The 20,613-nt window shown below is 68.0% G+C and carries 22 protein-coding genes; 7 read left to right on the forward strand and 15 right to left on the reverse strand.

The genetic code is table 11. The annotated features are described in order from the left end of the window. Window positions 1-20: 20 nt before the first annotated feature. The gene (locus tag H162_RS0108640) at window positions 21-413 is read left to right on the forward strand and encodes a nuclear transport factor 2 family protein (RefSeq protein WP_020653061.1); all 393 of its coding nucleotides are present in this window, start codon (window positions 21-23) and stop codon (window positions 411-413) included. A gap of 360 nt (window positions 414-773) precedes the next feature. Here H162_RS0108640 and H162_RS0108645 read toward each other — a convergent pair whose 3' ends face one another. After that, window positions 774-1,643: an alpha/beta fold hydrolase gene (locus tag H162_RS0108645; protein WP_020653062.1), complete on the reverse strand. Its 870-nt coding sequence runs from the start codon at window positions 1,641-1,643 to the stop codon at window positions 774-776. Window positions 1,644-1,775: 132 nt separating this feature from the next. Here H162_RS0108645 and H162_RS0108650 point away from each other — a divergent pair, with 132 nt between their 5' ends. Then, entirely contained in the window at window positions 1,776-2,354 is a 579-nt protein-coding gene (locus tag H162_RS0108650) for a CGNR zinc finger domain-containing protein (RefSeq protein ID WP_020653063.1), read from the forward strand. 74 nt (window positions 2,355-2,428) lie between these two features. Here H162_RS0108650 and H162_RS0108655 read toward each other — a convergent pair whose 3' ends face one another. The 4 genes from H162_RS0108655 to H162_RS0108670 form a co-directional block, all read right to left on the reverse strand. Then, entirely contained in the window at window positions 2,429-3,397 is a 969-nt protein-coding gene (locus H162_RS0108655) for an enoyl-CoA hydratase/isomerase family protein (protein ID WP_084676968.1), read from the reverse strand. A gap of 35 nt (window positions 3,398-3,432) precedes the next feature. Beyond that, on the reverse strand, window positions 3,433-4,092 hold the full coding sequence (locus H162_RS0108660; protein WP_020653065.1) for a DsbA family protein: 660 nt from the start codon (window positions 4,090-4,092) through the stop codon (window positions 3,433-3,435). 25 nt (window positions 4,093-4,117) lie between these two features. After that, a complete protein-coding gene (locus H162_RS0108665) occupies window positions 4,118-4,861 on the reverse strand; it encodes an SDR family NAD(P)-dependent oxidoreductase (protein WP_020653066.1) in 744 nt (247 codons plus the stop codon). A gap of 179 nt (window positions 4,862-5,040) precedes the next feature. Continuing rightward, window positions 5,041-6,228, reverse strand: a complete 1,188-nt coding sequence (locus H162_RS0108670) for an MFS transporter (protein WP_040786855.1) — start codon at window positions 6,226-6,228, stop codon at window positions 5,041-5,043. A gap of 110 nt (window positions 6,229-6,338) precedes the next feature. Here H162_RS0108670 and H162_RS0108675 point away from each other — a divergent pair, with 110 nt between their 5' ends. After that, window positions 6,339-6,863: a winged helix-turn-helix transcriptional regulator gene (locus H162_RS0108675; RefSeq protein WP_026354417.1), complete on the forward strand. Its 525-nt coding sequence runs from the start codon at window positions 6,339-6,341 to the stop codon at window positions 6,861-6,863. Window positions 6,864-6,886: 23 nt separating this feature from the next. Here H162_RS0108675 and H162_RS0108680 read toward each other — a convergent pair whose 3' ends face one another. The 10 genes from H162_RS0108680 to H162_RS0108725 all read right to left on the reverse strand — a co-directional run bounded on the left by H162_RS0108680 (window position 6,887) and on the right by H162_RS0108725 (window position 13,915). Then, window positions 6,887-7,279: a hypothetical protein gene (locus H162_RS0108680; RefSeq protein WP_020653069.1), complete on the reverse strand. Its 393-nt coding sequence runs from the start codon at window positions 7,277-7,279 to the stop codon at window positions 6,887-6,889. 204 nt (window positions 7,280-7,483) lie between these two features. Further along, window positions 7,484-7,960, reverse strand: coding sequence for a DoxX family protein (locus tag H162_RS0108685; RefSeq protein WP_020653070.1), 477 nt, complete (start codon window positions 7,958-7,960; stop codon window positions 7,484-7,486). A 193-nt stretch (window positions 7,961-8,153) separates the two neighbouring features. Then, entirely contained in the window at window positions 8,154-9,125 is a 972-nt protein-coding gene (locus H162_RS0108690; protein WP_020653071.1) for an alpha/beta fold hydrolase, read from the reverse strand. A 25-nt stretch (window positions 9,126-9,150) separates the two neighbouring features. Further along, on the reverse strand, window positions 9,151-9,903 hold the full coding sequence (locus H162_RS0108695) for an HvfC/BufC N-terminal domain-containing protein (RefSeq protein ID WP_020653072.1): 753 nt from the start codon (window positions 9,901-9,903) through the stop codon (window positions 9,151-9,153). Continuing rightward, entirely contained in the window at window positions 9,900-10,736 is an 837-nt protein-coding gene (bufB, locus tag H162_RS0108700) for an MNIO family bufferin maturase (RefSeq protein WP_020653073.1), read from the reverse strand. The genes H162_RS0108695 and bufB overlap by 4 nt, the downstream gene beginning before the upstream one ends. 59 nt (window positions 10,737-10,795) lie before the next feature. Further along, complete coding sequence (gene bufA2 / locus H162_RS0108705) at window positions 10,796-11,065, reverse strand: BufA2 family periplasmic bufferin-type metallophore (protein ID WP_020653074.1); 270 nt, start codon at window positions 11,063-11,065, stop codon at window positions 10,796-10,798. 71 nt (window positions 11,066-11,136) lie between these two features. After that, window positions 11,137-11,919, reverse strand: a complete 783-nt coding sequence (locus H162_RS0108710) for an alpha/beta hydrolase (protein WP_156885523.1) — start codon at window positions 11,917-11,919, stop codon at window positions 11,137-11,139. A gap of 4 nt (window positions 11,920-11,923) precedes the next feature. Then, window positions 11,924-12,193 (reverse strand): BufA1 family periplasmic bufferin-type metallophore, encoded by a 270-nt coding sequence (locus H162_RS0108715; RefSeq protein ID WP_020653076.1) that lies wholly within the window; start codon window positions 12,191-12,193, stop codon window positions 11,924-11,926. A 203-nt stretch (window positions 12,194-12,396) separates the two neighbouring features. Next, entirely contained in the window at window positions 12,397-13,155 is a 759-nt protein-coding gene (locus H162_RS0108720) for an alpha/beta fold hydrolase (protein WP_020653077.1), read from the reverse strand. 289 nt (window positions 13,156-13,444) lie between these two features. Then, on the reverse strand, window positions 13,445-13,915 hold the full coding sequence (locus H162_RS0108725; protein ID WP_020653078.1) for a MarR family winged helix-turn-helix transcriptional regulator: 471 nt from the start codon (window positions 13,913-13,915) through the stop codon (window positions 13,445-13,447). Window positions 13,916-14,070: 155 nt separating this feature from the next. Here H162_RS0108725 and H162_RS0108730 point away from each other — a divergent pair, with 155 nt between their 5' ends. From H162_RS0108730 to H162_RS0108745, 4 genes are all read left to right on the forward strand, one after another. Continuing rightward, window positions 14,071-14,490 (forward strand): Ohr family peroxiredoxin, encoded by a 420-nt coding sequence (locus H162_RS0108730; RefSeq protein WP_020653079.1) that lies wholly within the window; start codon window positions 14,071-14,073, stop codon window positions 14,488-14,490. A 139-nt stretch (window positions 14,491-14,629) separates the two neighbouring features. Then, window positions 14,630-15,808, forward strand: a complete 1,179-nt coding sequence (locus tag H162_RS0108735) for an efflux RND transporter periplasmic adaptor subunit (protein ID WP_020653080.1) — start codon at window positions 14,630-14,632, stop codon at window positions 15,806-15,808. Window positions 15,809-15,811: 3 nt separating this feature from the next. Then, window positions 15,812-19,000 (forward strand): efflux RND transporter permease subunit, encoded by a 3,189-nt coding sequence (locus H162_RS0108740; RefSeq protein ID WP_020653081.1) that lies wholly within the window; start codon window positions 15,812-15,814, stop codon window positions 18,998-19,000. Continuing rightward, on the forward strand, window positions 18,997-20,448 hold the full coding sequence (locus tag H162_RS0108745) for an efflux transporter outer membrane subunit (RefSeq protein ID WP_020653082.1): 1,452 nt from the start codon (window positions 18,997-18,999) through the stop codon (window positions 20,446-20,448). Before H162_RS0108740 ends, H162_RS0108745 begins: the two co-directional genes overlap by 4 nt. Window positions 20,449-20,613: the final 165 nt, after the last annotated feature.

Consider the following 20,613-nt stretch of genomic DNA (forward strand, 5'->3'; position numbering starts at 1 on the left):
GCGCCCGACCGGAGACCATCATGCAAGACCACCAATCCATCCTGATCGTGCTGGCCGACTACTTCAACGGCCTGTACACCGGCGACACCGCCTTGCTGCGTTCGGTGTTCCATCCGGAAGCCGCGCTGTTCGCGCAGGTGCGCGGCCAGCCCTATTACAAGCGGCTCGACGACTACCTCGACGGCGTCGAGCACCGCCAGTCGCCCGAGGAGCTGGGCGAGGCCTACCAGATGAAGGTCGTGTCGCTGGACGTGACCCACAACATCGCCACCGCCAAGGTGCACGTGCCGGCGCTGGGCTTCAACTACTACAACCATCTCACCCTGGTGCGCGAGGATGGGATCTGGGTCATCGTCAACAAGGTGTTTGCCGATGTGCCGCAGCAAGTGCTGGTTGGCGGCAAGGAAGCGTAAGGTTTCACGCTCCGGCAACAAATCAAGGACCCGTTCGGGTCCTTTTTTCCTGGTTCTTCATGGATGAACGGGAAGACATGCGGCATTCAGGGTCAGGTCTGTCATTCGGACATGGACGCACAACCCTTGCGAAATCTCAGAACGGTTTTAAGCATGCCGAGACTTTTTTCCTCTTTCCGACATGGTCCGTGACGCACCGATTGCGGTGACGAATGTGAGCCGAGCATGGACGAGTTTGGAATCAAAAAACCAGCATTTTGAAGTGGAGCAAAGGTGCTCGATCGGTGTCCGAATGACAGACCTGACCCTGAATGCCCCGCCTTGACTTCCCACTCGTCCGTGAAGCCCTTTTTGGGGCGTTCATACGCCTGCGCGCTCGAGCAGGACGTGGATTTCGGCCGCGATCGTGTCGACGTGGGTCTCGAGCGCGAAGTGGCCGGTATCCAGCAGTTTCACGACAGCGTTCGGATTGTCGCGGCGGAAGGCTTCGGCGCCCGGCGGGATGAAGAACGGGTCGTTCCTGCCCCAGATGACCAGGGTCGGCACCTGCGTCTCACGGAAGAAGGCCTGGAAGCGCGGGTACAGCGCGAGGTTGCTGGCGTAATCCAGGAACAGGTCGAGCTGGATCTCCCCGTTGCCCGGACGCTGCATCAGCGCATGGTCGAGCTGCCAGGTTTCCGGCGCCACCTGTGAAGGATCGGCCACGCCGTGCACGTACTGCCACCTGGTCGTCTCGAGGGTCAGCATGACGCGGATCGCATCGCGGTTCTCCGCGCTCGGCTCGGCCCAGTACTTCCTCAAGGGCGCCCAGGCGTCGCCCAGGCCTTCCAGGTAGGCGTTGCCGTTCTGCGAGACCAGCGCGGTGACACGCTCCGGATGGGCGGCCGCAAGGCGCAGGCCGGTCGGGGCGCCATAGTCGAACACATAGAGCGCGTACTTCTCCAGGCCCAGCGCCCGCGTGAAGGCATCCATCGTCAGCGCCAGGCTGTCGAAGCTGTACACGTAGTCGCGTCCCGCCGGCACCTCGGTGAAGCCGAAGCCCGGCAGGTCCGGGGCGATCACGCGGTACTTCGTCGCGAGCAGGGGAATCAGCTCGCGGAACATGTGCGACGAAGTCGGGAAGCCATGCAGCAGGAGCATGACCGGCGCGTCCTTCGGACCGGCTTCGCGGTAGAAGACATGGACGCCGTCGGCTTCGACGGTATGGAAGGCGGGGCGGATGTTCGGCATGAGGGACTCCTTGGGTGGGGTTCGATGGAAACCTGTTAAAATCGGTTTTACAGGTTACAGGCTCCAGATTATACGATTCAAGTAACCTGTCAATATGTTTTTAAGTGGTTACATGCATGAGGGAGAGATGCGATGGACAAGCAGTCCCCGGGCGCCGGGATCGAGCTGTATGGCGACCACCTGGTGCTGGACCTGATGAATACGGTCATGACCGTGGACGGAAACAAGGTGGAGCGCTGGGAAAGCGATGCCGAGGTGCTGGCCTGGCTGCGCGGCGCGCTCGATCCCGCGGTCGAGCTTCCCGCGCACGCGGCGCCCGGTTCGCTGGCCGCCGCGCGCCTGCTGCGCGAGCAGTTGCGCGCGCTGGTGATGGCGCACAAGGATGGCGGCGCGCCCGACCTCGCGCTCCTGAATGGCTTGCTGGAACGGGCGCCGCGCCAGCTGCTGGTGCGCGAGAAGGACGGCGCCGCGCGGCTGGGGCGCCGCTTCGCCGGCGAGCCGCATGACGCGCTGCTGGCCCCGGTGGTCGAGGCGGCGGCCCACCTGCTGACCGAAGAGCGCTTCGAGCGCGTCAAGCGCTGCGAGAACCCGGCCTGCACCCTGTGGTTCCTCGACCGCTCGAAGTCGCAGCAGCGCCGCTGGTGCAGCATGGCGCTGTGCGGCAATCGCCACAAGGTGTCGAGCTTCCGCAAGCGCAAGGCCGCCGCCTGACACGGCAAGGGCCGGAGCGCCTGCGCGGTCCGGCCCGATGATCGGGTGCGGCGGGAGCGCCGCACCGGCCTGGCTTACTGCTTCCGGTAGGCCGCGGTGGCGGCGCCCAGCTTGCGCTCGACCTCGGGAGACTTCTGCAAGCCCTGGCCGACCAGGGACTTCAGCCGTTCCTGGGTGGCCGGACGGCCGACCGAGGCGATGAAGGCGTCCCAGCCCGGCTGCATCTCGGCGTCCGGCGGCAGGCTGGCGCGGTCGACCAGCTTCTTGGTCTCGACGATGGCCTCGCGTTCGAACGAGGCGATGCGGCGCGCCAGTCTGTCGACGAAGGCATCCAGCTCGGCATCCGGCAGGCTCCGGTTCACGTAGCCGTAGCGCTCCGCCACGTCGCCGCTGATGTCGTCGGCGCCGACCAGGATTTCCAGCGCGCGGCCACGGCCGACCAGGCGCGGCAGGCGGGCCATCGGGCCGCCGCCGGCCACCAGCCCGGCGCCGACCTCCCATTGCGACAGGATGGCCTTCTCGCGGCTGGCGAAGCGCATGTCGGATGCCAGCACCAGTTCGCTGCCGATGCCGGTGGCGCGGCCGCGGATCGAGGCGATCGTGATCACCGGCAGGCGCGCCAGGCGGACCATCAGGTCCGGCACCGGATGCATGCCGGTCGGGCCGGGCTCCATCCCGGTCGATTCCTCGACCGCCGACAGCAGGTCGTAGTGGGCGATGAAGTAGCCCGGCACGGCGCTGTCGAACACCACCACCTGGACCTTCGGGTCGGCCTCGATCTTCTCGATAATGCGCACCAGCTGGCGCACTTCCTTCGGCCCGACGATGTTGAACGGCGGGCTGGCGAAGGTGACCTTCCAGTAGGTCGGGGTGATGCGGGCCAGGCGGATCCGGGCGCCGGGCGCCTCGGCATCGCCGCCTGCCGCCGCGACGGCGGCAGGGGCTGCGGTTGTCGCGGGCTGGTTGTCGGCCGCGTGGGCGGAACCGAGTGCGAACGCTGCGGCGACAGCCGCTGCGGCCAATCTTGAGACAGTCGTTTTCATGTCAATTCCTTGTTGGTGGTCATCCATCGGGTGGTTCAGGCGGCCGCCCTGGCCTCGGCGTACTTGTCCATCGCCGCGCGCAGGCGCATGTCCAGCAGCTGGGCGTGGGCGTAGCCCGGGCTGACTTCGACGATGCCCTTGCCGGTGTCCAGCAGCAGCGCCGGGAAGCTGCGCACGCCGAGCAGGCGGGCGCGCTTGAAGTCGGCGCGGGTTTCCTCGATCGCGGCTTGCGAGGCCCACTCGGCGTGGAAGCCCGCGACCTCGACGTCGTAGCCGTCCGCCTTCAGGGTGGCGACCGCCACTTCCGACAGCACCCGGCCGTCCGTCGTGTCGAGCCCTTCGACATAGAAGGCGTGCTGCAGGGCGCGGAACACGGCGAGCAGGTTCGCCTGCGGGGCGATGCGGCGCGCGCTGACGACGGTCCGGCAGATCGGCTCGGTGTCGTACACGAAGTTCTCGCGCGCCAGGAAGGCCTTGCGGTTGAACGGCAAGCCGCTGTTGGCTTCCACCCGTTCCCAGTGGCCGAGGCGGAACTGCTTGCCGTCGTCGTCCAGGATGTCGGTGGCGCCGGCGCGCACGCCGCCGACCACGATCTCCAGCTCCAGGCCCGGATGCTTTTCCACCAGCGTGGTCATCTCCTTGCCGAAGCCGTAGCACCAGGAGCACATCGGATCGCCTACATAGATGAGTTTCATGTCGTTCTCCCGTCGGGTAAGTGGATCAGAAGACGCCGGTGGTGGCGCCGCCGTCGACCGGCAGCACGATGCCGGTGGTGAAGCTCGAATCGGTCAGGTACAGCACGGCATCGACCACGTCCTGCACCACGCCGGTCGTGTGGCTCGGCGCCAGGGTGTTGTAGAAGGCGCGCGTGCTTTCATAGTCGCTGTGCAGCGGGGTCTGGATGATGCCGGGCGCCACCGCGTTGACCTTCACGTTCGAGGGCGCGAGTTCCAGGGCCAGGGCGCGCGTCGCCTGGTTCAGGCCGCCCTTGATCAGGACCGGCAGCAGGGCCGGGACCTTGGCGTTCGGCTGCACGGCGATGCTGGCGGTGATGTTGACGATGTGGCCCTGCTTGCGCTCTGCCATGTGCTCGGCCGCGAGCTGCGACGGATAGAAGAAGCCCTTCAGGTTGGTGCCCACGATGGCTTCCACGTCGTCGCTGGTGTAGTCGGCGACCGGCTTGGCGATGAAGATGCCGGCATTGTTGACCAGGATGTCGACCTGGCCGAAGGCGGCGATGGCGCGGCTGAAGAGGTCCTTCGCGGTCTGCGGGTCGGCGATGTCGCCGGCCACCGGCAGGAAGTTGGCCGGGTTGCCCAGCTGGGCGGCGGCTTCGTCCAGGCGCTCCATGCTGCGGGCGTTGCCGACCACGTTGTAGCCGCGCGCCAGGTAGGCTTCGGCGATCGCGAAGCCGATGCCGCTGGATGCGCCGGTGACGATGACAGTCTTTTGGTTCGAGCTCATTTGTTTCTCCTTCGGGGTTAGGGTCAGCGCAGCGTTCGTTGCTGCGATGGGGAAACTATACTTTTGCGCCCGGAGGAGATAAATGGGCTTTGGCTCAAGAGAATTGATACATCATGTAAAGAGTGAGGTGAAAAAATTGGCGCGCAGATCCTGCGCGCCACCGGAGAGCCGGGCTGTGTTCAGGACACGGCTTTTTCCGCGACCGGCGCCGCGGCGCGCGCGGCCTGGCCGCCGATCAGCCGGCTCGTATGGAGGGCGAGGCCCAGGGCGGCCGCCAGGAAGGCCGCGCCGAGATAGCCGAGCTGCGCGCCGGTCAGCAGGTTGACGCCGACGCCGCCGATCAGGCCCGCCGACGAGACGCCGACATACAGCGCCGCCGAGTTCAGGCCGAGCAGCAGCGGGGCCGCCGCGGGCGCCAGGCCGATCAGGCGGTGCTGCTGCGGCACCAGCAGGCCCCAGCCGCACAGGCCCCAGATCGCCATCACCAGCGCCGCGCCCCACAGGTGGGAAGCCAGCAGCGGCATCGCGACGAAATTCAGGGCGGCGGCGGCCAGCGCGACATTGATGATCGCACGGCTGCCGTAGCGGTCGGTCAGCTTGCCGGCCACCAGGTTGCCGACGGTGGCGGCCACGCCCCACAGCAGCAGCAGGCCGGCCAGCACGCCGGGCTTGCCGCCGGTCGCGCCGCCGAGCGCCACGCCGACATAGGTGTAGACGGTAAACAGGCCGGCATAGGCGAGCAGGGTGGTGAGCAGGGTCAGCGCGATGCGCTTGTCCTTCAGCGGCGACAGGCGCTGGCGCAGCGAGATCGCGGGCAGCGGGGCGATGCGCGGCAACAGCAGGTAGACCGCCAGCATGGCCACCAGGCCGACGATGGTCACGAACCACATCGTCGCGCGCCAGCTGGCCAGGCCGCCGATGAAGGTGCCGATCGGCGAACCCAGGGCGGTGGCGCTCGTCAGGCCGGCGATCACGATGGCCAGCGCGCTGGCGCGCTTCTCGGGCGCCACCAGCGAGGCGCCGGTGGCGGTCGCGGTCGGGCTGAACATGGCCGCGCCCAGGCCGGCCAGCAGGCGGCTGGCGAGCGCCCATTCGATGGTCGGGGCGATGGCGGTGATCAGGTTGCCGGCCACGAACACCAGCAGGCCGGCCAGCAGTAGGGTCTTGCGCGGCCAGTGCGCCGCCAGCGCCGCGATGACGGGCGACAGCAGGGCATAGCTGAGCGCGTACAGGGTCACCATCTGGCCGGCGAGGGCGATGGAGACATCCAGCGACTGCGCCACTTCCGGCAGGATGCCGGCGATGACGAAGCTGTCGGTGCCGATGGCGAACATGCCAGCCGCGAGAACGAGGAGACGACGGTCCATGTGAGGATTCCTTTGGGTTGAGGGTCCCTTGTCGGGACCGGATTTCAGTTTCAAGATGAAACTTAACACGGTCGGTTGCATGATGCAACCCCTTCGGCTACACTGAATCCATGAAACGAAAAGACTTCAGCGAAATGAATTGCTCGATCGCCAAGGCGCTCGACCAGATCGGCGAGTGGTGGAGCCTGTTGATCGTGCGCGAATGCACCTTCGGGACGACCCGCTTCGACCAGTTCCAGGAGCGGCTGGGCATTGCCCGGAATATCCTGGCGAGCCGCCTCAAGCGGCTGGTGGAAGTGGGAATCCTGGAGAAGTTCGCCCTCGGCGAGAGCGAGCGCGCGTCCGGGTACCGGCTCACGCAAAAGGGAGAGGAGCTGTTTCCGGTCCTGGTGGCCCTGCTCCAGTGGGGAGACAAGTGGGGATCGGCGGAGAGTTGCCCGTCATTGAAGCTGGTCGAGCATGCCAGCGGCGCAGCGGTGGGGCCGGTCGGCCCGGTGTCGCCGGCGGGGAAGGTGCTGGGCCTGCGCGAAGTGCGCCTGGAGCCCGGGCCGGGGGCGACGGCCAGGACCGAAGCGGTGCTGGCCGCGCGCAACCGCGCGATCCTGGGGCTTGAAACGCAGGCCGACCAGGGGTAGCCGGCCTGCGGCCGAAGGCGCCTCTAGCGCCGCTCGCTTTCCTTGCCGCCCAATACCAGCGTCCGGCCAAGCGCGCGCGTGGCGAAGAAGCCGTTTTTGGCGAATTCGCCGCCCACGCCCACGCTGAGCAGGCACGAATAGTCTTCCTTGCCGGCCGCGCCTCCCAGGTGCTGCACCCACGGGTCGCGCGCGACCTGCGCGGACTTGCCCGCCTCGCGGCTGGCGGGGCGGGACGCCGCCTGGGTGCTGGCCTGGCCCTTCAGCGCCTCGGACACCGCTGCCGACGACACGCCGCTGGCGCTGCACGACACCAGGTCGCATACCGAACGGTCCCCGGCGCTCGCCGGCGCCGCCGCCACGAAGGCGGCCGCCGCCAGCAGGCAGGCCTGCACGGCCCACATTGCCTTGTTTTCCATATGATTACTTCCTCCATCAGGTTGCCCGCGCGGCCCGGGCGCGGTGAATGCTTGCATGGCCACGATTACACACCAGCAGCGTGCCGGCATGGCGACGCTCTGTAGCGGATGGCCGCGCCGACACATTGAGAAACAAGAAAGCGGCGATACGACACGGCGGCGGGCACGAGGCGGACTGCCGCCCCGTGACCCTGGCCGTGTTCTTTAGTGCCGGGCGCGCCAGTGGCCGGCCGGCTCGTTTGGTGCGCGGCGCAGCAGGTGGTCGAGCGAGAATGCGCCGCCGCCGCGCGCGACCAGCGGCAACAGCAGGGCGGCCCAGCTCAGGTGGGTCGGCCAGGCGTCGGGATAGACGAACAGCTGGATCACCGCCGTCATGCCCAGCAGGGCCAGCCCCGCGAAGCGGGTCGACAGGCCGAGCACCAGCAGCAGCGGGAACAGGTGCTCGGACACGGTCGCGAGCTGGGCGGCCAATTCGGGCGGGATCAGCGGCAGCGCGTATTCGTACTCGAACAGCTGGTAGGTTCCCTCCTTGATCGAGAACAGGCCTTCGACCTTGGTGCGTCCCGCCCGGAGGAAGATCGCGGCGACCGAGAGGCGGGCGACCAGCAGCAGGAGCGCGGGCGGAAGCAGACGTTCGGCCATGGTGGACATGGCGGACAGGGGATGGGTGTTGGAATGCATGGTGAGCTCTTGATCGGATGTGTAGGTGTGTACCAGTGGGTCACTTGGCAACAGAGCGTGGCATAAAAGCGCGTCTTTTTGCGCCAGGCGTTGTTGCAAATCCTCGCGATAGCCAGCTATCGCTGCGGTTTGCGCCTGGCCTGGCGCAAAAATCCATCGCTTTTATTGGCCACTCCCGTCGCCAAGTGACCCACTAGGTGCGCCATTTGCCCTTGCGGACCAGTTCCAGCGCCGCGTCGGCGAAGGCCTGCGGCGCCTCGAACGGCAGGTGGTGTCCCACGCCTTCGAGTTGGCGGTGGCTGTGTGCGCCGGTGAAGGCGATGCCGGCGCTGCTCGCCGCCACCCCGCTGGCCGCGCCGGCCAGGGTGATGGCCTGCACGCCGGTGGTCGGCTGCTGCGCGAATTTCTTTTCCAGCGCCTCATAGTGCGGGTCGGCCTCGGCGCCGCCATGGCGGCGGCGCCAGGCGTGCACCAGGATCCCGACGTAGTCCGGGTTGTCGAAGCTGGCCGTGGCGCGCCTGAACAGCGCTTCGTCGAAAGGCGCCCTGGGCGAATGCTTCTTCCACAGGCTGCGGGCGATCGCGCGCCGGTTCTTGTCCAGGTCGAGGCGGCCGGCTTCGGTGCCGAAGACGTGCCGGTGCCAGGGCGTCGCCTCGTCGATGCGGTCCAGGCCCGCCAGCACCAGGCCGATGCAGCGGGTCGGGCGCACCACCGAAGCGGCATAGGCGGCGTGCGCCCCCCAGCCGAAGCCGGCGAACACGGCTTCCGGGAAGTGCAGGGCGTCGATGAAATCGATCAGGTCCTTGCCGAGCGCGGCCTGCTGGGCCGAGCGCGGCGCGCCTGGATCCTTGAAGCGGGTGCCGCCATGGCCGCGCAGGTGCGGCACCAGCACCCGCATGCCGGCGGCGGCCAGGATCGGCGCGACCCTGGTGTAGCTGTGGATGTCGTAGCCGAAGTCGTGCGCCAGCACGACCGGGCGTCCGTCTTCCGGGCCGGCCGCGTAATAGGCGATATCGAGGTGGTCGGTCGAGAGGCGCTGCAGCGCGAGCGCGCCCTTGGCGTCGCCCGCGGCAGGAGCGGCATGCAGCGAGGGCAGGGCCAGCCCGGCCAGTCCGGCCGAGGCGGACAGCAGGAAGGCGCGCCGCGCCGGGAATTGCTGGGACATGGGGTTCTCCTTGTGAATACGTGCGTCAGTCGGCCGTGATGCCGGTGATCAGTTCGGCGCCGATCCAGTCGGCCAGCAGCGCGCCGGCGCGGGCGATGCCCTCGTCCTCGCCGAGGCGGCCGACCAGCATCTCGCACAGGGCGCTGAAGCTGCCGTGCACCTGCAAGGTGGCGAGCGCGTCGAGCTCCAGCAGGTCGGCCGCGCGCAGGCAGGACACGTAGCCGCTGCGCCAGACGATCAGCGCCCCCGGCTCGGGCAGCATTGCGCTTTCCGGCGGCGTGGCGCCGCTGCCCAGGGCGCGCCAGATGGCGGCGGCATTGGTGGTGGCGGCGCGCATGCGCAGCGAGGGGCTCAGGCGCAGGTGCACGGTGTCCCAGTCGACCCCGGCGAAATCGGCGGGGCCGACGGGCAGGGCGTCGGCGGCGATGAAGGCCGCGCCGAGCGCCAGTTCGATCCAGGCCAGCTCGTGGATGTCGGGGTTGGCGGGAAACAGCGCCGCCAGGGTGGCGTCGAAGTCGTCCGCATAGGCGTCCAGCGTCCAGGCATGCGGCGGGTACTTGCCGATGTGCCGGACCGCGGCGTGCAGGAAGGCTTCCTCGCCCATGTGGGCGCGCAGCTGCGGATAGCTCTCCTCGAGACAGCCGACGAGCTGCGCGCGGTAGTTGTTCTGGTAGACCGCCAGGCCGGCGCCGGTGGCGCCTGCGAGGCGCCCGGCCGCATCCTGGGCGCCGCTGGCCAGCCACAGGCGGAAATCGCGTTGCAGGTCGCCGAGTGTCATGCGTGCTCCCTGGCCGCCAGGCGGCGTGCGGTGTCGAGTTCCGCCAGCAGTTCGGCCAGCGGCGGGATGTCGCCGTCGCGCTCGATCATGGTCGCCACCGGACCGCACAGCGCGGCCGCCCTGGCGTACAGGTCCCAGACGCCGTCGGCCACCGGGCTGTCGTGGGTGTCGATGAGGAGTTCGGGTCCCCGGCTGTGGCCGGCCAGGTGGATCTGGCGCACGCGCTCGGCCGGCATGCCTTCCAGGAAGGCATGGGCGTCGAAGCCGTGGTTGGCGGCGCTCACGTAGACGTTGTTCACGTCCAGCAGCAGGCCGCAGCCGGTGCGCCGGCTCATCTCGGCGATGAATTCCCATTCGCGCATCTCGGCGCCGGCGAAGCTCAGGTAGCTGGATGGATTCTCGAACAGCATCGTGCGTCCGAGTGCGTTCTGGGCCCTGTCGATGTTGTCGCAGACGACAGCCAGCGCTTCCTCGGTGTAGGGCACCGGCAGCAGGTCGTGCGAATTGAAGCCGCCGATGCGCGACCAGCTCAGGTGGTCGGACACGAACAGCGGCTGGATCTCGTCGACCAGGGCCTTCAGGCGCGCCAGGTAGTCGTCCCTGAGTCCGTCCGCGGAGCCGATCGACATCGACACGCCGTGCAGCACGACGGGATGGCGTTCGCGCACCTGGCGCAGGATGTGGCGCGGCTGTCCGCCGTCGATCATGAAATTCTCGGAGATGACTTCGACGAAGTCGACCGGCACGCCGGTCTCGAGGAAATCCTGGTAATGCTCGCGGCGCAGGCCCAGCCCGAAGCCGGGGAAGCGTTGCGGTAGTGATTGAGCGGACATGATGTACCTGAGGGTTGGCTGGAGAAGAGCCCGCCCCCTCGGGGGCGGGCGGCGAAGGCTTAGCCTTTTTCGGTCAGGGTGCCGCCGGCCGCCTTGCACTCGGTCGGGGTCTTGACGATGACGCCCTGGCCCTTGCACTCGTTCAGGCCCTTGCAGTCGTTCTTGGCGGTGGCGCACAGGCTGGTGCCCTTGCAGGTGTTGACGCCGTAGCAGCGGCCCGGCTGTTCCTTCTGGGTGGCGTGCGCGGTGGTGGACATGCCGACGGTGGCCAGGGCGATCATGGCGGCGGCGCCGGCGAAGCTGAGACGGGATTTCAGTTGAGCGTTCATGCGATTCTCCTAATGGGTACTGCGGGTGGATGGCAGGGCGGCGCAGCGCGACGCATGCCGTGTAAAAAAACTTATCTGGCGCCGAGCGCCGCCTGTTCGATGACTTTCGCCACCTCTTCAGGCTGCGAGATGTGCACCGCGTGGCTGGCCCCGATCTCGGTGATCCTCGCGCCGGCGCGCTTGTACATCCAGCGTTGCAGGTCGGGGTTGATGATCCGGTCCCGGGTGGCGACGATCCCGTAGCTGGGCTTCTTGTGCCAGGCCGCGAAGGTGCTCGGCGTGCCGAGGAGGACGGTGCTGACCGGGACCTGCGAGGCGGCCAGGAAGTTGGCGCGGTTCACGGTCATGTCGTGCGCGTAGTCCGCATGGAACTTCGCGGCGTCGAAGAACTGGAACCCGGCCCGGTCGGCCTTGATCGCGTCGGTGGCGCCCGGCATCGAATCCATCAGCTGCTGCGAGGTCTCGCCGATTTCCGGCACCAGCGCCGCGACATACACCAGGGCCTTGACCTTGGCCCCGGTGGCCACGTTCGACATCACGGCGCCGCCGATCCCGTGCCCGACCAGGACCACGTTGCCGAACTGCTGGAACACGGTCTTGCGGGCCACCGCCACGTCGTCGTCGAGCGAGGTATGGGGCGGCTGGGCGACGGTCACCTTGTAGCCCTTGTGATACAGGATGTCGTGCACCACCCGCCAGCCCGAGCCGTCGCCGAAGGCGCCTGGAACGATGACGATGTTCCTGGCGCCCGGCGGCGCGCTGGGAGCCGCCATGGCCTGGGGTGCGGCAACGGCCGCCGCGACGGCGACGAGAGCGGCGAATCGCACCACGCTCACGGAATGAGTGCGCTGCATTGCCTCAGGCCCTTGGCTTCAGCGAGCCGAAACCTTTCGGGGTCTTGATCGTGGTGCAGGTGCCTTTCTCGACCAGGGTCCAGGCGTCGCCCTGGTAGTCGACCGTCGAGGTGCCCGCGCACGAAGTGCCGGCGCCCGCGGCGCAGTCGTTCTGGCCGGCGAGCGAGACGCCGTAGCACTTCTCCATGGCCTTTTTGGCCGGCTCGGCCTGGGCGGCGCCTGCGCACAGGGCGATGGCGAGGGTGGCGGCGATGCTTGCGTACTTGCGGTTCATGGCGATACTCCTTCTGTCAGGTGGGTGGAAGTCCGGGCGGGCCGCCTGGAGCTGTTCCTCGGTGCGCCTTGTGTGGCGCATGATTCACAGCTTAGGGGTCCCGTGTATCCCTGCTATGTCGTGTTTGCCCCGGTTTTCGGACCTATCGTGTCGAACGCCGGGACCGAAACACGCCGACACAAATATCGTCCCGGCCTGTCCGCTTACTTGGCGTCGAGCGCCGCCTGCACGATCACCTGGGCGACTTCTTCCGGCTTGGACAGCTGCAGTGCGTGGCTGGCCTTGATCTCGGTGACCTTCGAGCCGGCGCGCTTGTACATCCAGCGCTGCAGTTCCGGGTTCAGCACCAGGTCCTCGGTCGCGACGATCGCGTAGCTCGGCTTGTCGCGCCATGCGGCCGCCTTCGCGCTGGCGCCCAGCACCTTCTGCGGAATCCCGGGTTGGGCGACCGACATGAAGTTGGTGCGGTTCGGCGGCAGGTCGGCGCCGTACACGGCCTGGAACTTCCCGGGCGTGATGAACTGGCGGCCGTCGCGCACCTGGATCTCCTGGTTCAGCGCGGGCCTGGATGCGATCAGCTGGGCGGCGCTTTCGCCGGCGGCAGGCTGCAGCGCGGCGACGTAGACCAGGCCCTTGACCTTGCCGCTGCCGCCGGCGGCCGAGATCACGGCGCCGCCGGTGTCGTGGCCGACCAGGATCACCGGGCCGTCCTGGGCTTCGATCGCGGCGCGGGTGGCGGCCACGTTGTCGTCGAAGCTGTTGTGCGGCTGCTGGACCACGGTGACCTTGTAGCCCTTGATCCAGAGCTGGTCGTGGATCGCGCGCCAGCTCGAGCCGTCCACGTAGGAACCGTGGACGAGGACGACGTTCTTCGCGCCGGAGGTGACGGTGAGCGGAAGGGCGCTGGCGATGGCCGGCAGGGTGAAGGCCACGGCGAGGGCGGCGGTCTTGATCATGTTCATGGATGACTTTCTCGGTTGAGGTGAATGCATCTATATCGGACTGGCTAGAATCGCATGCGATATAAATTGCCGAGCAAGAGTAATGAGCTCATCCGATCATGTCAAGCGCCTTCGATCACATCGCATGCGATCAATAGGCTCGCGGGAATGGCGATGCGGCGTGGCGCCGCGGGGCGGGCGGAGGTGGAGGAGGGGAGCGGCCGTCGTGCGACGACCGGCGGGAACGACGCCGGCCGGGCCCGGTGGGCGGCCGCGCGGCTGCACGGCCAGGTAGGCCGGCGCCGGACGCTTAGCCGCGCGCCTTGACGACCTTGATCAGCCGGTCGCGCAGGGCGGCGATGGATCCCTGCAGCGCCGCGAATTCCTCGGGAGTGAGCGCGGTCTCGTCCTTCAGGCCCTTGCCGAGCGCGCTTTCACGCAGGCGGTAGCCGGCCTCGGTCAGCGCCACCCGGACCTGGCGTTCGTCCGCCGGGTCGCGCTGGCGCCGCAGGTAGCCCATGGACTCGAGCTTCTTCAGGATCGGCGTGAGCGTGTTCGATTCCAGGAACAGCTTCTCGCCCAGGCCGCTGACGGTCTGGTCGTCCTCCTCCCACAGCGCAATGATGGTGATGTACTGCGTGTAGGTCAGGCCCAGTTCTTCCAGGAGCGGCTTGTAGGCCTTGCCCAGCGCGAGGTTGGCCGAATAGATGGCAAAGCACAGGTATTGCGACAGCTTCGGGATGCTCGGGTCGTCGGGACGCGGGCGGGTGGCGGTTTTCATCGATCTTCTCCTGGATACATTAGGAAATATTATAGCTCGAACGCGATTCTTCAAGATCCTCTGGTTTTTTGGCTGGTCTGTGGTAATATCAATCGCATGCGACGTAATCGCATTAGATTAAACACTCTTTCACACGACATCACAAGGAGATCTCCATGCACACCATCGAACAGGTTCTCTACACCGGCAAGACCCGCACCGTCGGCGGCGGCCGCGACGGCGTCTCGCGCAGCGACGACGGCCGTCTCGACGTCCAGCTGACCGGCTTCTACGCCGAAGGTCCGGGCACCAACCCGGAGCAGCTGCTGGCTGCCGGCTGGTCGGCCTGCTTCCTGGGCGCGATCCGCATCGCCGCCGGCGAGCAGCAGGTCAAGATCGGCGACGACGTGAGCGTCGACACCGAAGTCGACCTGGCCAAGGCCAGCACCGGCTACGTCCTGCAGGCCCGCATGAACGTCAGCATCCCGAACCTGGCGCCGGAAGTGGCGCAGCAACTGGTCGACCGCGCGCACGCCACCTGCCCGTACTCGAAGGCCCTGCACGGCAACATCAACATCAGCACCCGCCTGGTGTAATCCAGCGGAACCACGACGCCGTGCATCCTGCGCCGCGTCGTGGAGCGCGGCATCGGCGCCGGTCACGGCCTCGATGCCGCGTTGTCATTTGAAGAAAACCCGTCCCCATGCGGATGGGAGAGCAAGACGGAGATCTGACATGCAAGCACTGAACAAAGCGAAGGCCGCGGGTATCGCGCTGGCGCTGGCGGGTGTGGCTGCCGCGCTGGCGGGCTGCTCGGACGTGGTGGGGAGCGAGGCCAGGCCGGCCGCCGCCGGCGGTCCGCCGGTATCGGCGGCGCTGGTGGTCGAACAGGCAGTCACCGAAACCCAGGAATTCTCGGGACGCCTGGAGGCGATCGACCGGGTCGAGATCCGTCCCCGCGTGGCCGGGTTCATCACGGCCGTGAACCTGCGTCCGGGCGCCGAAGTGAAGAAGGGCGAGGTGCTGTTCGAGATCGATCCGCGTCCGTTCCAGGCCGAAGCCGAGCGCGCCGGCGCCGCCGCCGCCGCGGCCCGCGCGCGCGCCGAACTGGCCCGGCTGGAACTGGACCGCGCCGCGAAGCTCGTGGCCGACAAGGCGATCGCCCAGCGCGAATACGACGAGCGCGCCGCCAGCCGGAAGGAACTCGACGCCGGCGCCCGCGCCGCCGAGGCCCAGGCCGCGCTGGCCAGGCTGAACCTGTCGTATACCCGCGTGACCTCGCCGATCGACGGCCGCGTCTCCAAGGCCGAGATCACCCTCGGCAACCTGGTCGACCAGTCGGCCGTCCTGACCTCGGTGGTCTCGCTGGAGCGCATCTACGCCAGCTTCGACGGCGACGAGTCGACCTACCTGCGCGTCAGCCAGCGCGCCCACCGCGGCGAGGCGGTCACGGTGCGCGTCGGCCTGGGCGGCGAGGAGGGCTTCCCGCATGCCGGCAAGCTCGAATTCGTCGACAACCGGCTCGACGACCGCAGCGGCAGCGTGCGCATGCGCGCGGTGTTCGCCAACGCCGGGCGCCGGATGGCGCCCGGCCTGTTCGCGCGCGTGCAGATCGGCGGCGGCGAGGCCCGCAAGACGGTCCTGATCAGCGACCGTGCGGTCGGCACCGACCAGAGCCGCAAATTCGTCTATGTCCTCGACGCCAAGGGGCAGGCCGAGCACCGCGACGTCACGCTCGGTCCCCTGGTGGATGGCCTGCGCGTGGTGCGCAGCGGCCTGAAGCCGGGCGAGAAGATCGTCGTCAACGGGCTGCAGAGGGTGCGCCCGGGTGTGCCGGTCCAGCCCACCCTGGTGCCGATGCGCACCGCCGCGGCCCCGGCCAACGCGACAGTCACTACGGGCGCGAAGGGGTAAACCATGAACTTCCCGCGCTTCTTTGTCGACAAGCCGATCTTCGCGGCGGTGCTCTCGGTCCTGATCTTCGTCGCCGGCCTGATCTCGATCTTCCTGCTGCCGATTTCCGAATACCCCGACGTGCAGCCGCCGTCGGTGGTCGTGCGCGCCCAGTACCCGGGCGCCAATCCGAAGGTCATCGCCGAGACCGTGGCCACGCCGCTCGAGCAGGAGATCAACGGGGTCGAGAACATGCTGTACATGACCTCGCAGAACACCTCGGACGGCGCCCTGCTGCTGACGGTGACCTTCAAGATCGGCACGAATGTCGAGCAGGCCGAGACCCAGGTGCAGAACCGGGTGCAGCGCGCGCTGCCGCGCCTGCCGGAGGAAGTGCGGCAGATCGGCGTCACCACCCTCAAGAGTTCGCCGACCCTGACCATGGTGGTGCACCTGGTCTCGCCGGACGGCCGCTACGACGACCTGTACCTGCGCAACTATGCGGTCCTGAACATCAAGGACCAGCTGGCGCGCCTGCCGGGCATGGGCGAGGTGGTGCTGTTCGGCGCCGGCGACTACGCGATGCGGGTCTGGCTCGACCCGCAGAAGGTGGCGGCGCGCCACCTGAACGCGAGCGACGTGGTGAAGGCGATCCGCGAGCAGAACGTGCAGGTCGCGGCCGGCGTCGTCGGGCAGGGGCCGGCCAAGGATGCGGACTTCCAGCTGACGCTCAACACCCAGGGCCGCCTGCAGAGCACCGAGGAATTCGGCGACATCGTCGTCAAGACGGGCGAGGACGGCGCCGTCACCCTGCTGAAGGACCTCGCGCGCCTGGAGCTGGGCTCGAATTCGTATGCGCTGCGCGCCCGCCTGGACAACGAGGCCGCGGTCGCGCTGCCGATCAAGGAAGCGCCGAATGCGAACGCGCTGCAGCTTTCGGGCGACGTGCGCGCCACGATGGAAGAGCTGTCGAAGAACTTCCCCGACGGGATCGAATACCGGATCGCCTACGATCCCACCCAGTTCGTGAAGGAATCGGTGAATTCCGTGATCCACACGCTGTTCGAGGCCGTGGTGCTGGTCGCGGTGGTCGTGATCGTGTTCCTGCAGACCTGGCGCGCGTCCGTCATTCCGCTGCTGGCGGTGCCGGTCTCGGTGGTCGGCACCTTCGCCGTGATGCTGGGCTTCGGTTTCTCGATCAATACCCTGTCGCTGTTCGGCCTGGTGCTGGCGATCGGCATCGTGGTCGACGACGCCATCGTGGTGGTGGAAAACGTCGAGCGCAACATCGCCAACGGCCTGTCGCCGCGCGACGCCACCATCCAGGCGATGAAGGAAGTCAGCGGCCCGATCATCGCGATCGCGCTGGTGCTGTGCGCCGTGTTCGTGCCGATCGCCTTCGTCTCCGGCCTGACCGGCCAGTTCTACCGCCAGTTCGCCCTGACCATCGCGATCTCGACCGTGATCTCGGCCTTCGCGTCGCTGACCCTGGCCCCGGCCCTGTCGGCCAACCTGCTGCAGCCGCACGGCGCACCGAAGGACCGCCTGACCCGCATGATCGACGCCGTGCTCGGCCGCTTCTTCGCCCCCTTCAACCGCTTCTTCGGCCGCTCGTCGGAAAAGTACGAAGGCGGCGTGAAGAGCGTCCTGCGCCGCAAGACCGCCGCCATCGGCGTCTACCTGGCCCTGGCCGTCGCCGCCGTGTTCATGTTCAAGGCGGTGCCGCCGGGCTTCGTGCCGCAGCAGGACAAGGGCTACCTGATCGGTTTCGCCCAGCTGCCGGACGCCGCCTCGCTCGACCGCACCGACGCCGTGATCCACCACATGTCGGACATCGCCAACGAAATCCCCGGCGTGCAAAACGCCATCGCCTTCCCGGGCCTGTCGATCAACGGCTTCACCAACGCGCCGAACGCCGGCATCGTGTTCACCGGCCTGAACCCCGCCGACCAGCGCACCGGCAAGGGCCAGAGCGCGACCGAGATCGCGGCCGAGATCAACAAGCGCATGAAAGCCATCCAGGATGCCTTCGTGCTGGTGCTGCCGCCGCCCCCGGTCAACGGCCTGGGCACCACCGGCGGCTTCAAGATGATGATCGAGGACCGCGGCAACGTCGGCTACGAGGAGCTGTACAAGGCGATGCAGGCGATCCAGGCCAAGGCTGCGCAGACGCCGCAACTGGCGGGCGTGTTCTCCAGCTACCAGATCAACGTGCCGCAGCTGTTCGCCGACATCGACCGCGTCAACGCCAAGCAGCTGGGCGTGCCCCTGGCCAACATCAACCAGACCTTGCAGATCAACCTCGGTTCGCTGTACGTGAACGACTTCAACCAGTTCGGCCGCACCTACCAGGTGCGCGTGCAGGCGGACGCCCAGTTCCGCTCGCACCCCGAGCAGATCGAGCAGCTCAAGGTCCGCAACGACAAGGGCGAGATGATCCCGCTGTCCTCGATCATGCGCATCAAGGACACCTATGGCCCGGACCGCGTGCAGCGCTACAACAACCATGTCGCGGCCGAGCTGAATGGCGGCCCGGCCCCGGGCGTCTCGTCCGGCCAGGCCCAGGCCATCATGGAGCAGATTGCGAAGGAAACGCTGCCGAAGGGCGTCAGCTACGAATGGACCGAGCTGACCTACCAGGACATCCTGGCCGGTAACACCATGATCTACGTGTTCCCGCTGTGCGTGCTGCTGGTGTTCCTGGTGCTGGCCGCCCAGTACGAGAGCTGGACCCTGCCGCTGTCGGTGATCCTGATCGTGCCGATGTCGATCCTGTGCGCGCTGATCGGCGTGAAGCTGACCGGCGGCGACAACAACGTGTTCACCCAGATCGCGCTGTTCGTGCTGGTCGGGCTGGCCTCGAAGAACGCGATCCTGATCGTGGAATTCGCCCGCGAGCTGGAGGAACACGGCCGCAGCGTGGTGCAGGCCGCACTCGAGGCGAGCCGCCTGCGCCTGCGTCCGATCCTGATGACCTCGATCGCCTTCATCGCCGGCGTGGTGCCGCTGGTGTTCTCGAGCGGCGCCGGTTCGGAGATGCGCCATGCCATGGGCGTGGCCGTGTTCTCGGGGATGCTGGGCGTGACCGTCTTCGGCCTGTTCCTGACCCCGCTGTTCTACGTCATGCTGCGCATGCTGGCGCAGCGCTTCGAACGCCGGCCGGCCCATGCGGCCCATGCCGCCCACACCGAGTCGGAAGGAGTCACGAAATGAAAGCGATGTTCCGTGTCCGGGCGCCCGCGATCGCCGCGGCCATGCTGCTGTCGGCCTGCGCGGCCCCAGGCTTCCACCAGCCCGAGGTCGCCGTGCCCGGGCGCTTCCGCGAATCGCAGCAACCCGCCGCCGGCGCGGTGCATACCGCGCCAGACGGCACCACCTGGAAGCTCGGCCGGCCCGTTGGGGAATTCGCGCGCGGCGAATGGTGGCGCGTGTTCGGCGATGCGCGCCTCGACGACTTGATCGAGGAAGCGGACGCCAACAACCAGGACCACGCGGCGGCCTACGCCCGCCTGCGCCAGGCGCGCGCGCTGTTCGCGGCGGCCCAGGCCGACCGCAGTCCGCAGCTCGACCTCGGGGCCGGCGCGCAGCGCGGCCGTGTTCCCGGGCAGGGCGGCGCGCCGGCGCCGGCCAGCAGCTACACCGCGCGCCTCAGCGCCAGCTACGAGGTCGACCTGTTCGGACGGGTGTCCTCGAACGTGGCGGCGGCGCGCAGCGACACCCTGGTCAGCGCGGCCAGCTACCGCTCGCTGCTGCTGTCGCTGCAGGCCGACGTGGCCCAGGCCTATTTCCGCCTGCGTTCGCTGGACGCCGAACTGGCCAACCTGGGCCAGACCGTCTCGCTGCGCGAGGAGACCCTGAAGGTGACCGAGCGCCGCCTGGCCCTGGGCGACATCGGCGAACTGGATGTGGAGCGCGCCCGCACCGAACTGGCGATCGCGCGCGCCGAGGCGATCGGCCTGCAGCGCCAGCGCGCGAACAGCGAGCATGCGCTTGCGGTCCTGCTGGGCAGGCCGGCGCCGGACTTCAGCTTCCAGGCCGATCCGCTGCCGGCGGCGGGGACGCTGCCGCAGGTCCCGTCCGGCCTGCCCTCGGCGCTGCTGGAGCGCCGTCCCGACGTCGCCGCCGCCCAGCACGCGATGCGGGCCGCGAATGCCCGCATCGGTGTGGCGCGCGCGGCGATGTTCCCGGCCATCAGCCTGAATGCGGGAGGAGGCAGCGTGGCCGGGGCTGCGAGCAGCCTGTTCAGCTGGAGCACGCGTTCGTGGGTGCTGGGCGCCTTGCTGCAACTGCCGCTGCTGGACGGCGGCCGCAACCGCGCCAACGTCGAGCGCAGCGAAGCCGTGCTCGAAGAGGCGGTCGGCAGCTACCGCCAGCGCGTGCTGGTGGCGTTTGCCGAGGTCGAGGACAACCTGGCCGGCCTGCGCATCCTGGGCGAGCAAAGCGTGCGGATCGACGAGGCGGTGGTCTCGGCGCGGCGCGCGGCCTCGCTGGCGCAGAAGCGCTACGAGGCGGGGCGTTCGGGTTACCTGGAACTGCTCGACGCGCAGCGGCAGCTGGCGCTGGCGGAACGCAGCGCGGTGCAGTTGCGTGGGGAGCGCGTGCTCGCGACGGTCGCATTGATCCGCGCGCTGGGTGGCGACTGGAGGGAAGGCGGCGCCTGACCGGTCCGGAAGCGTCTCCATCCGCGGCGGTGCACCCCAGTGCCCGCCGCTTTTTTTGGGTTCTTCAAACGGCATTCAGGGTCAGGTCTGTCATTCGGACATGGGCGCACAACCCTTGCGAAATCTCAGAACGGCTTTAAGTATACTGAGATTTTTTCCCTCTTT

The sequence above is a fragment of the Massilia niastensis DSM 21313 genome, from assembly GCF_000382345.1.
GTDB classification, from domain to species: Bacteria; Pseudomonadota; Gammaproteobacteria; order Burkholderiales; family Burkholderiaceae_D; genus Telluria; species Telluria niastensis.

What these genes read in the sequence shown, in the direction of transcription:
- H162_RS0108640 (WP_020653061.1), top strand. Translation starts at nt 21, where the DNA reads ATGCAAGACCACCAATCCATCCTGATCGTGCTGGCCGACTACTTCAAC.
- H162_RS0108645 (WP_020653062.1), bottom strand. Translation starts at nt 1,643, where the DNA reads ATGCCGAACATCCGCCCCGCCTTCCATACCGTCGAAGCCGACGGCGTC.
- H162_RS0108650 (WP_020653063.1), top strand. Translation starts at nt 1,776, where the DNA reads ATGGACAAGCAGTCCCCGGGCGCCGGGATCGAGCTGTATGGCGACCAC.
- H162_RS0108655 (WP_084676968.1), bottom strand. Translation starts at nt 3,397, where the DNA reads ATGAAAACGACTGTCTCAAGATTGGCCGCAGCGGCTGTCGCCGCAGCG.
- H162_RS0108660 (WP_020653065.1), bottom strand. Translation starts at nt 4,092, where the DNA reads ATGAAACTCATCTATGTAGGCGATCCGATGTGCTCCTGGTGCTACGGC.
- H162_RS0108665 (WP_020653066.1), bottom strand. Translation starts at nt 4,861, where the DNA reads ATGAGCTCGAACCAAAAGACTGTCATCGTCACCGGCGCATCCAGCGGC.
- H162_RS0108670 (WP_040786855.1), bottom strand. Translation starts at nt 6,228, where the DNA reads ATGGACCGTCGTCTCCTCGTTCTCGCGGCTGGCATGTTCGCCATCGGC.
- H162_RS0108675 (WP_026354417.1), top strand. Translation starts at nt 6,339, where the DNA reads ATGAAACGAAAAGACTTCAGCGAAATGAATTGCTCGATCGCCAAGGCG.
- H162_RS0108680 (WP_020653069.1), bottom strand. Translation starts at nt 7,279, where the DNA reads ATGGAAAACAAGGCAATGTGGGCCGTGCAGGCCTGCCTGCTGGCGGCG.
- H162_RS0108685 (WP_020653070.1), bottom strand. Translation starts at nt 7,960, where the DNA reads ATGCATTCCAACACCCATCCCCTGTCCGCCATGTCCACCATGGCCGAA.
- H162_RS0108690 (WP_020653071.1), bottom strand. Translation starts at nt 9,125, where the DNA reads ATGTCCCAGCAATTCCCGGCGCGGCGCGCCTTCCTGCTGTCCGCCTCG.
- H162_RS0108695 (WP_020653072.1), bottom strand. Translation starts at nt 9,903, where the DNA reads ATGACACTCGGCGACCTGCAACGCGATTTCCGCCTGTGGCTGGCCAGC.
- bufB (WP_020653073.1), bottom strand. Translation starts at nt 10,736, where the DNA reads ATGTCCGCTCAATCACTACCGCAACGCTTCCCCGGCTTCGGGCTGGGC.
- bufA2 (WP_020653074.1), bottom strand. Translation starts at nt 11,065, where the DNA reads ATGAACGCTCAACTGAAATCCCGTCTCAGCTTCGCCGGCGCCGCCGCC.
- H162_RS0108710 (WP_156885523.1), bottom strand. Translation starts at nt 11,919, where the DNA reads ATGCAGCGCACTCATTCCGTGAGCGTGGTGCGATTCGCCGCTCTCGTC.
- H162_RS0108715 (WP_020653076.1), bottom strand. Translation starts at nt 12,193, where the DNA reads ATGAACCGCAAGTACGCAAGCATCGCCGCCACCCTCGCCATCGCCCTG.
- H162_RS0108720 (WP_020653077.1), bottom strand. Translation starts at nt 13,155, where the DNA reads ATGAACATGATCAAGACCGCCGCCCTCGCCGTGGCCTTCACCCTGCCG.
- H162_RS0108725 (WP_020653078.1), bottom strand. Translation starts at nt 13,915, where the DNA reads ATGAAAACCGCCACCCGCCCGCGTCCCGACGACCCGAGCATCCCGAAG.
- H162_RS0108730 (WP_020653079.1), top strand. Translation starts at nt 14,071, where the DNA reads ATGCACACCATCGAACAGGTTCTCTACACCGGCAAGACCCGCACCGTC.
- H162_RS0108735 (WP_020653080.1), top strand. Translation starts at nt 14,630, where the DNA reads ATGCAAGCACTGAACAAAGCGAAGGCCGCGGGTATCGCGCTGGCGCTG.
- H162_RS0108740 (WP_020653081.1), top strand. Translation starts at nt 15,812, where the DNA reads ATGAACTTCCCGCGCTTCTTTGTCGACAAGCCGATCTTCGCGGCGGTG.
- H162_RS0108745 (WP_020653082.1), top strand. Translation starts at nt 18,997, where the DNA reads ATGAAAGCGATGTTCCGTGTCCGGGCGCCCGCGATCGCCGCGGCCATG.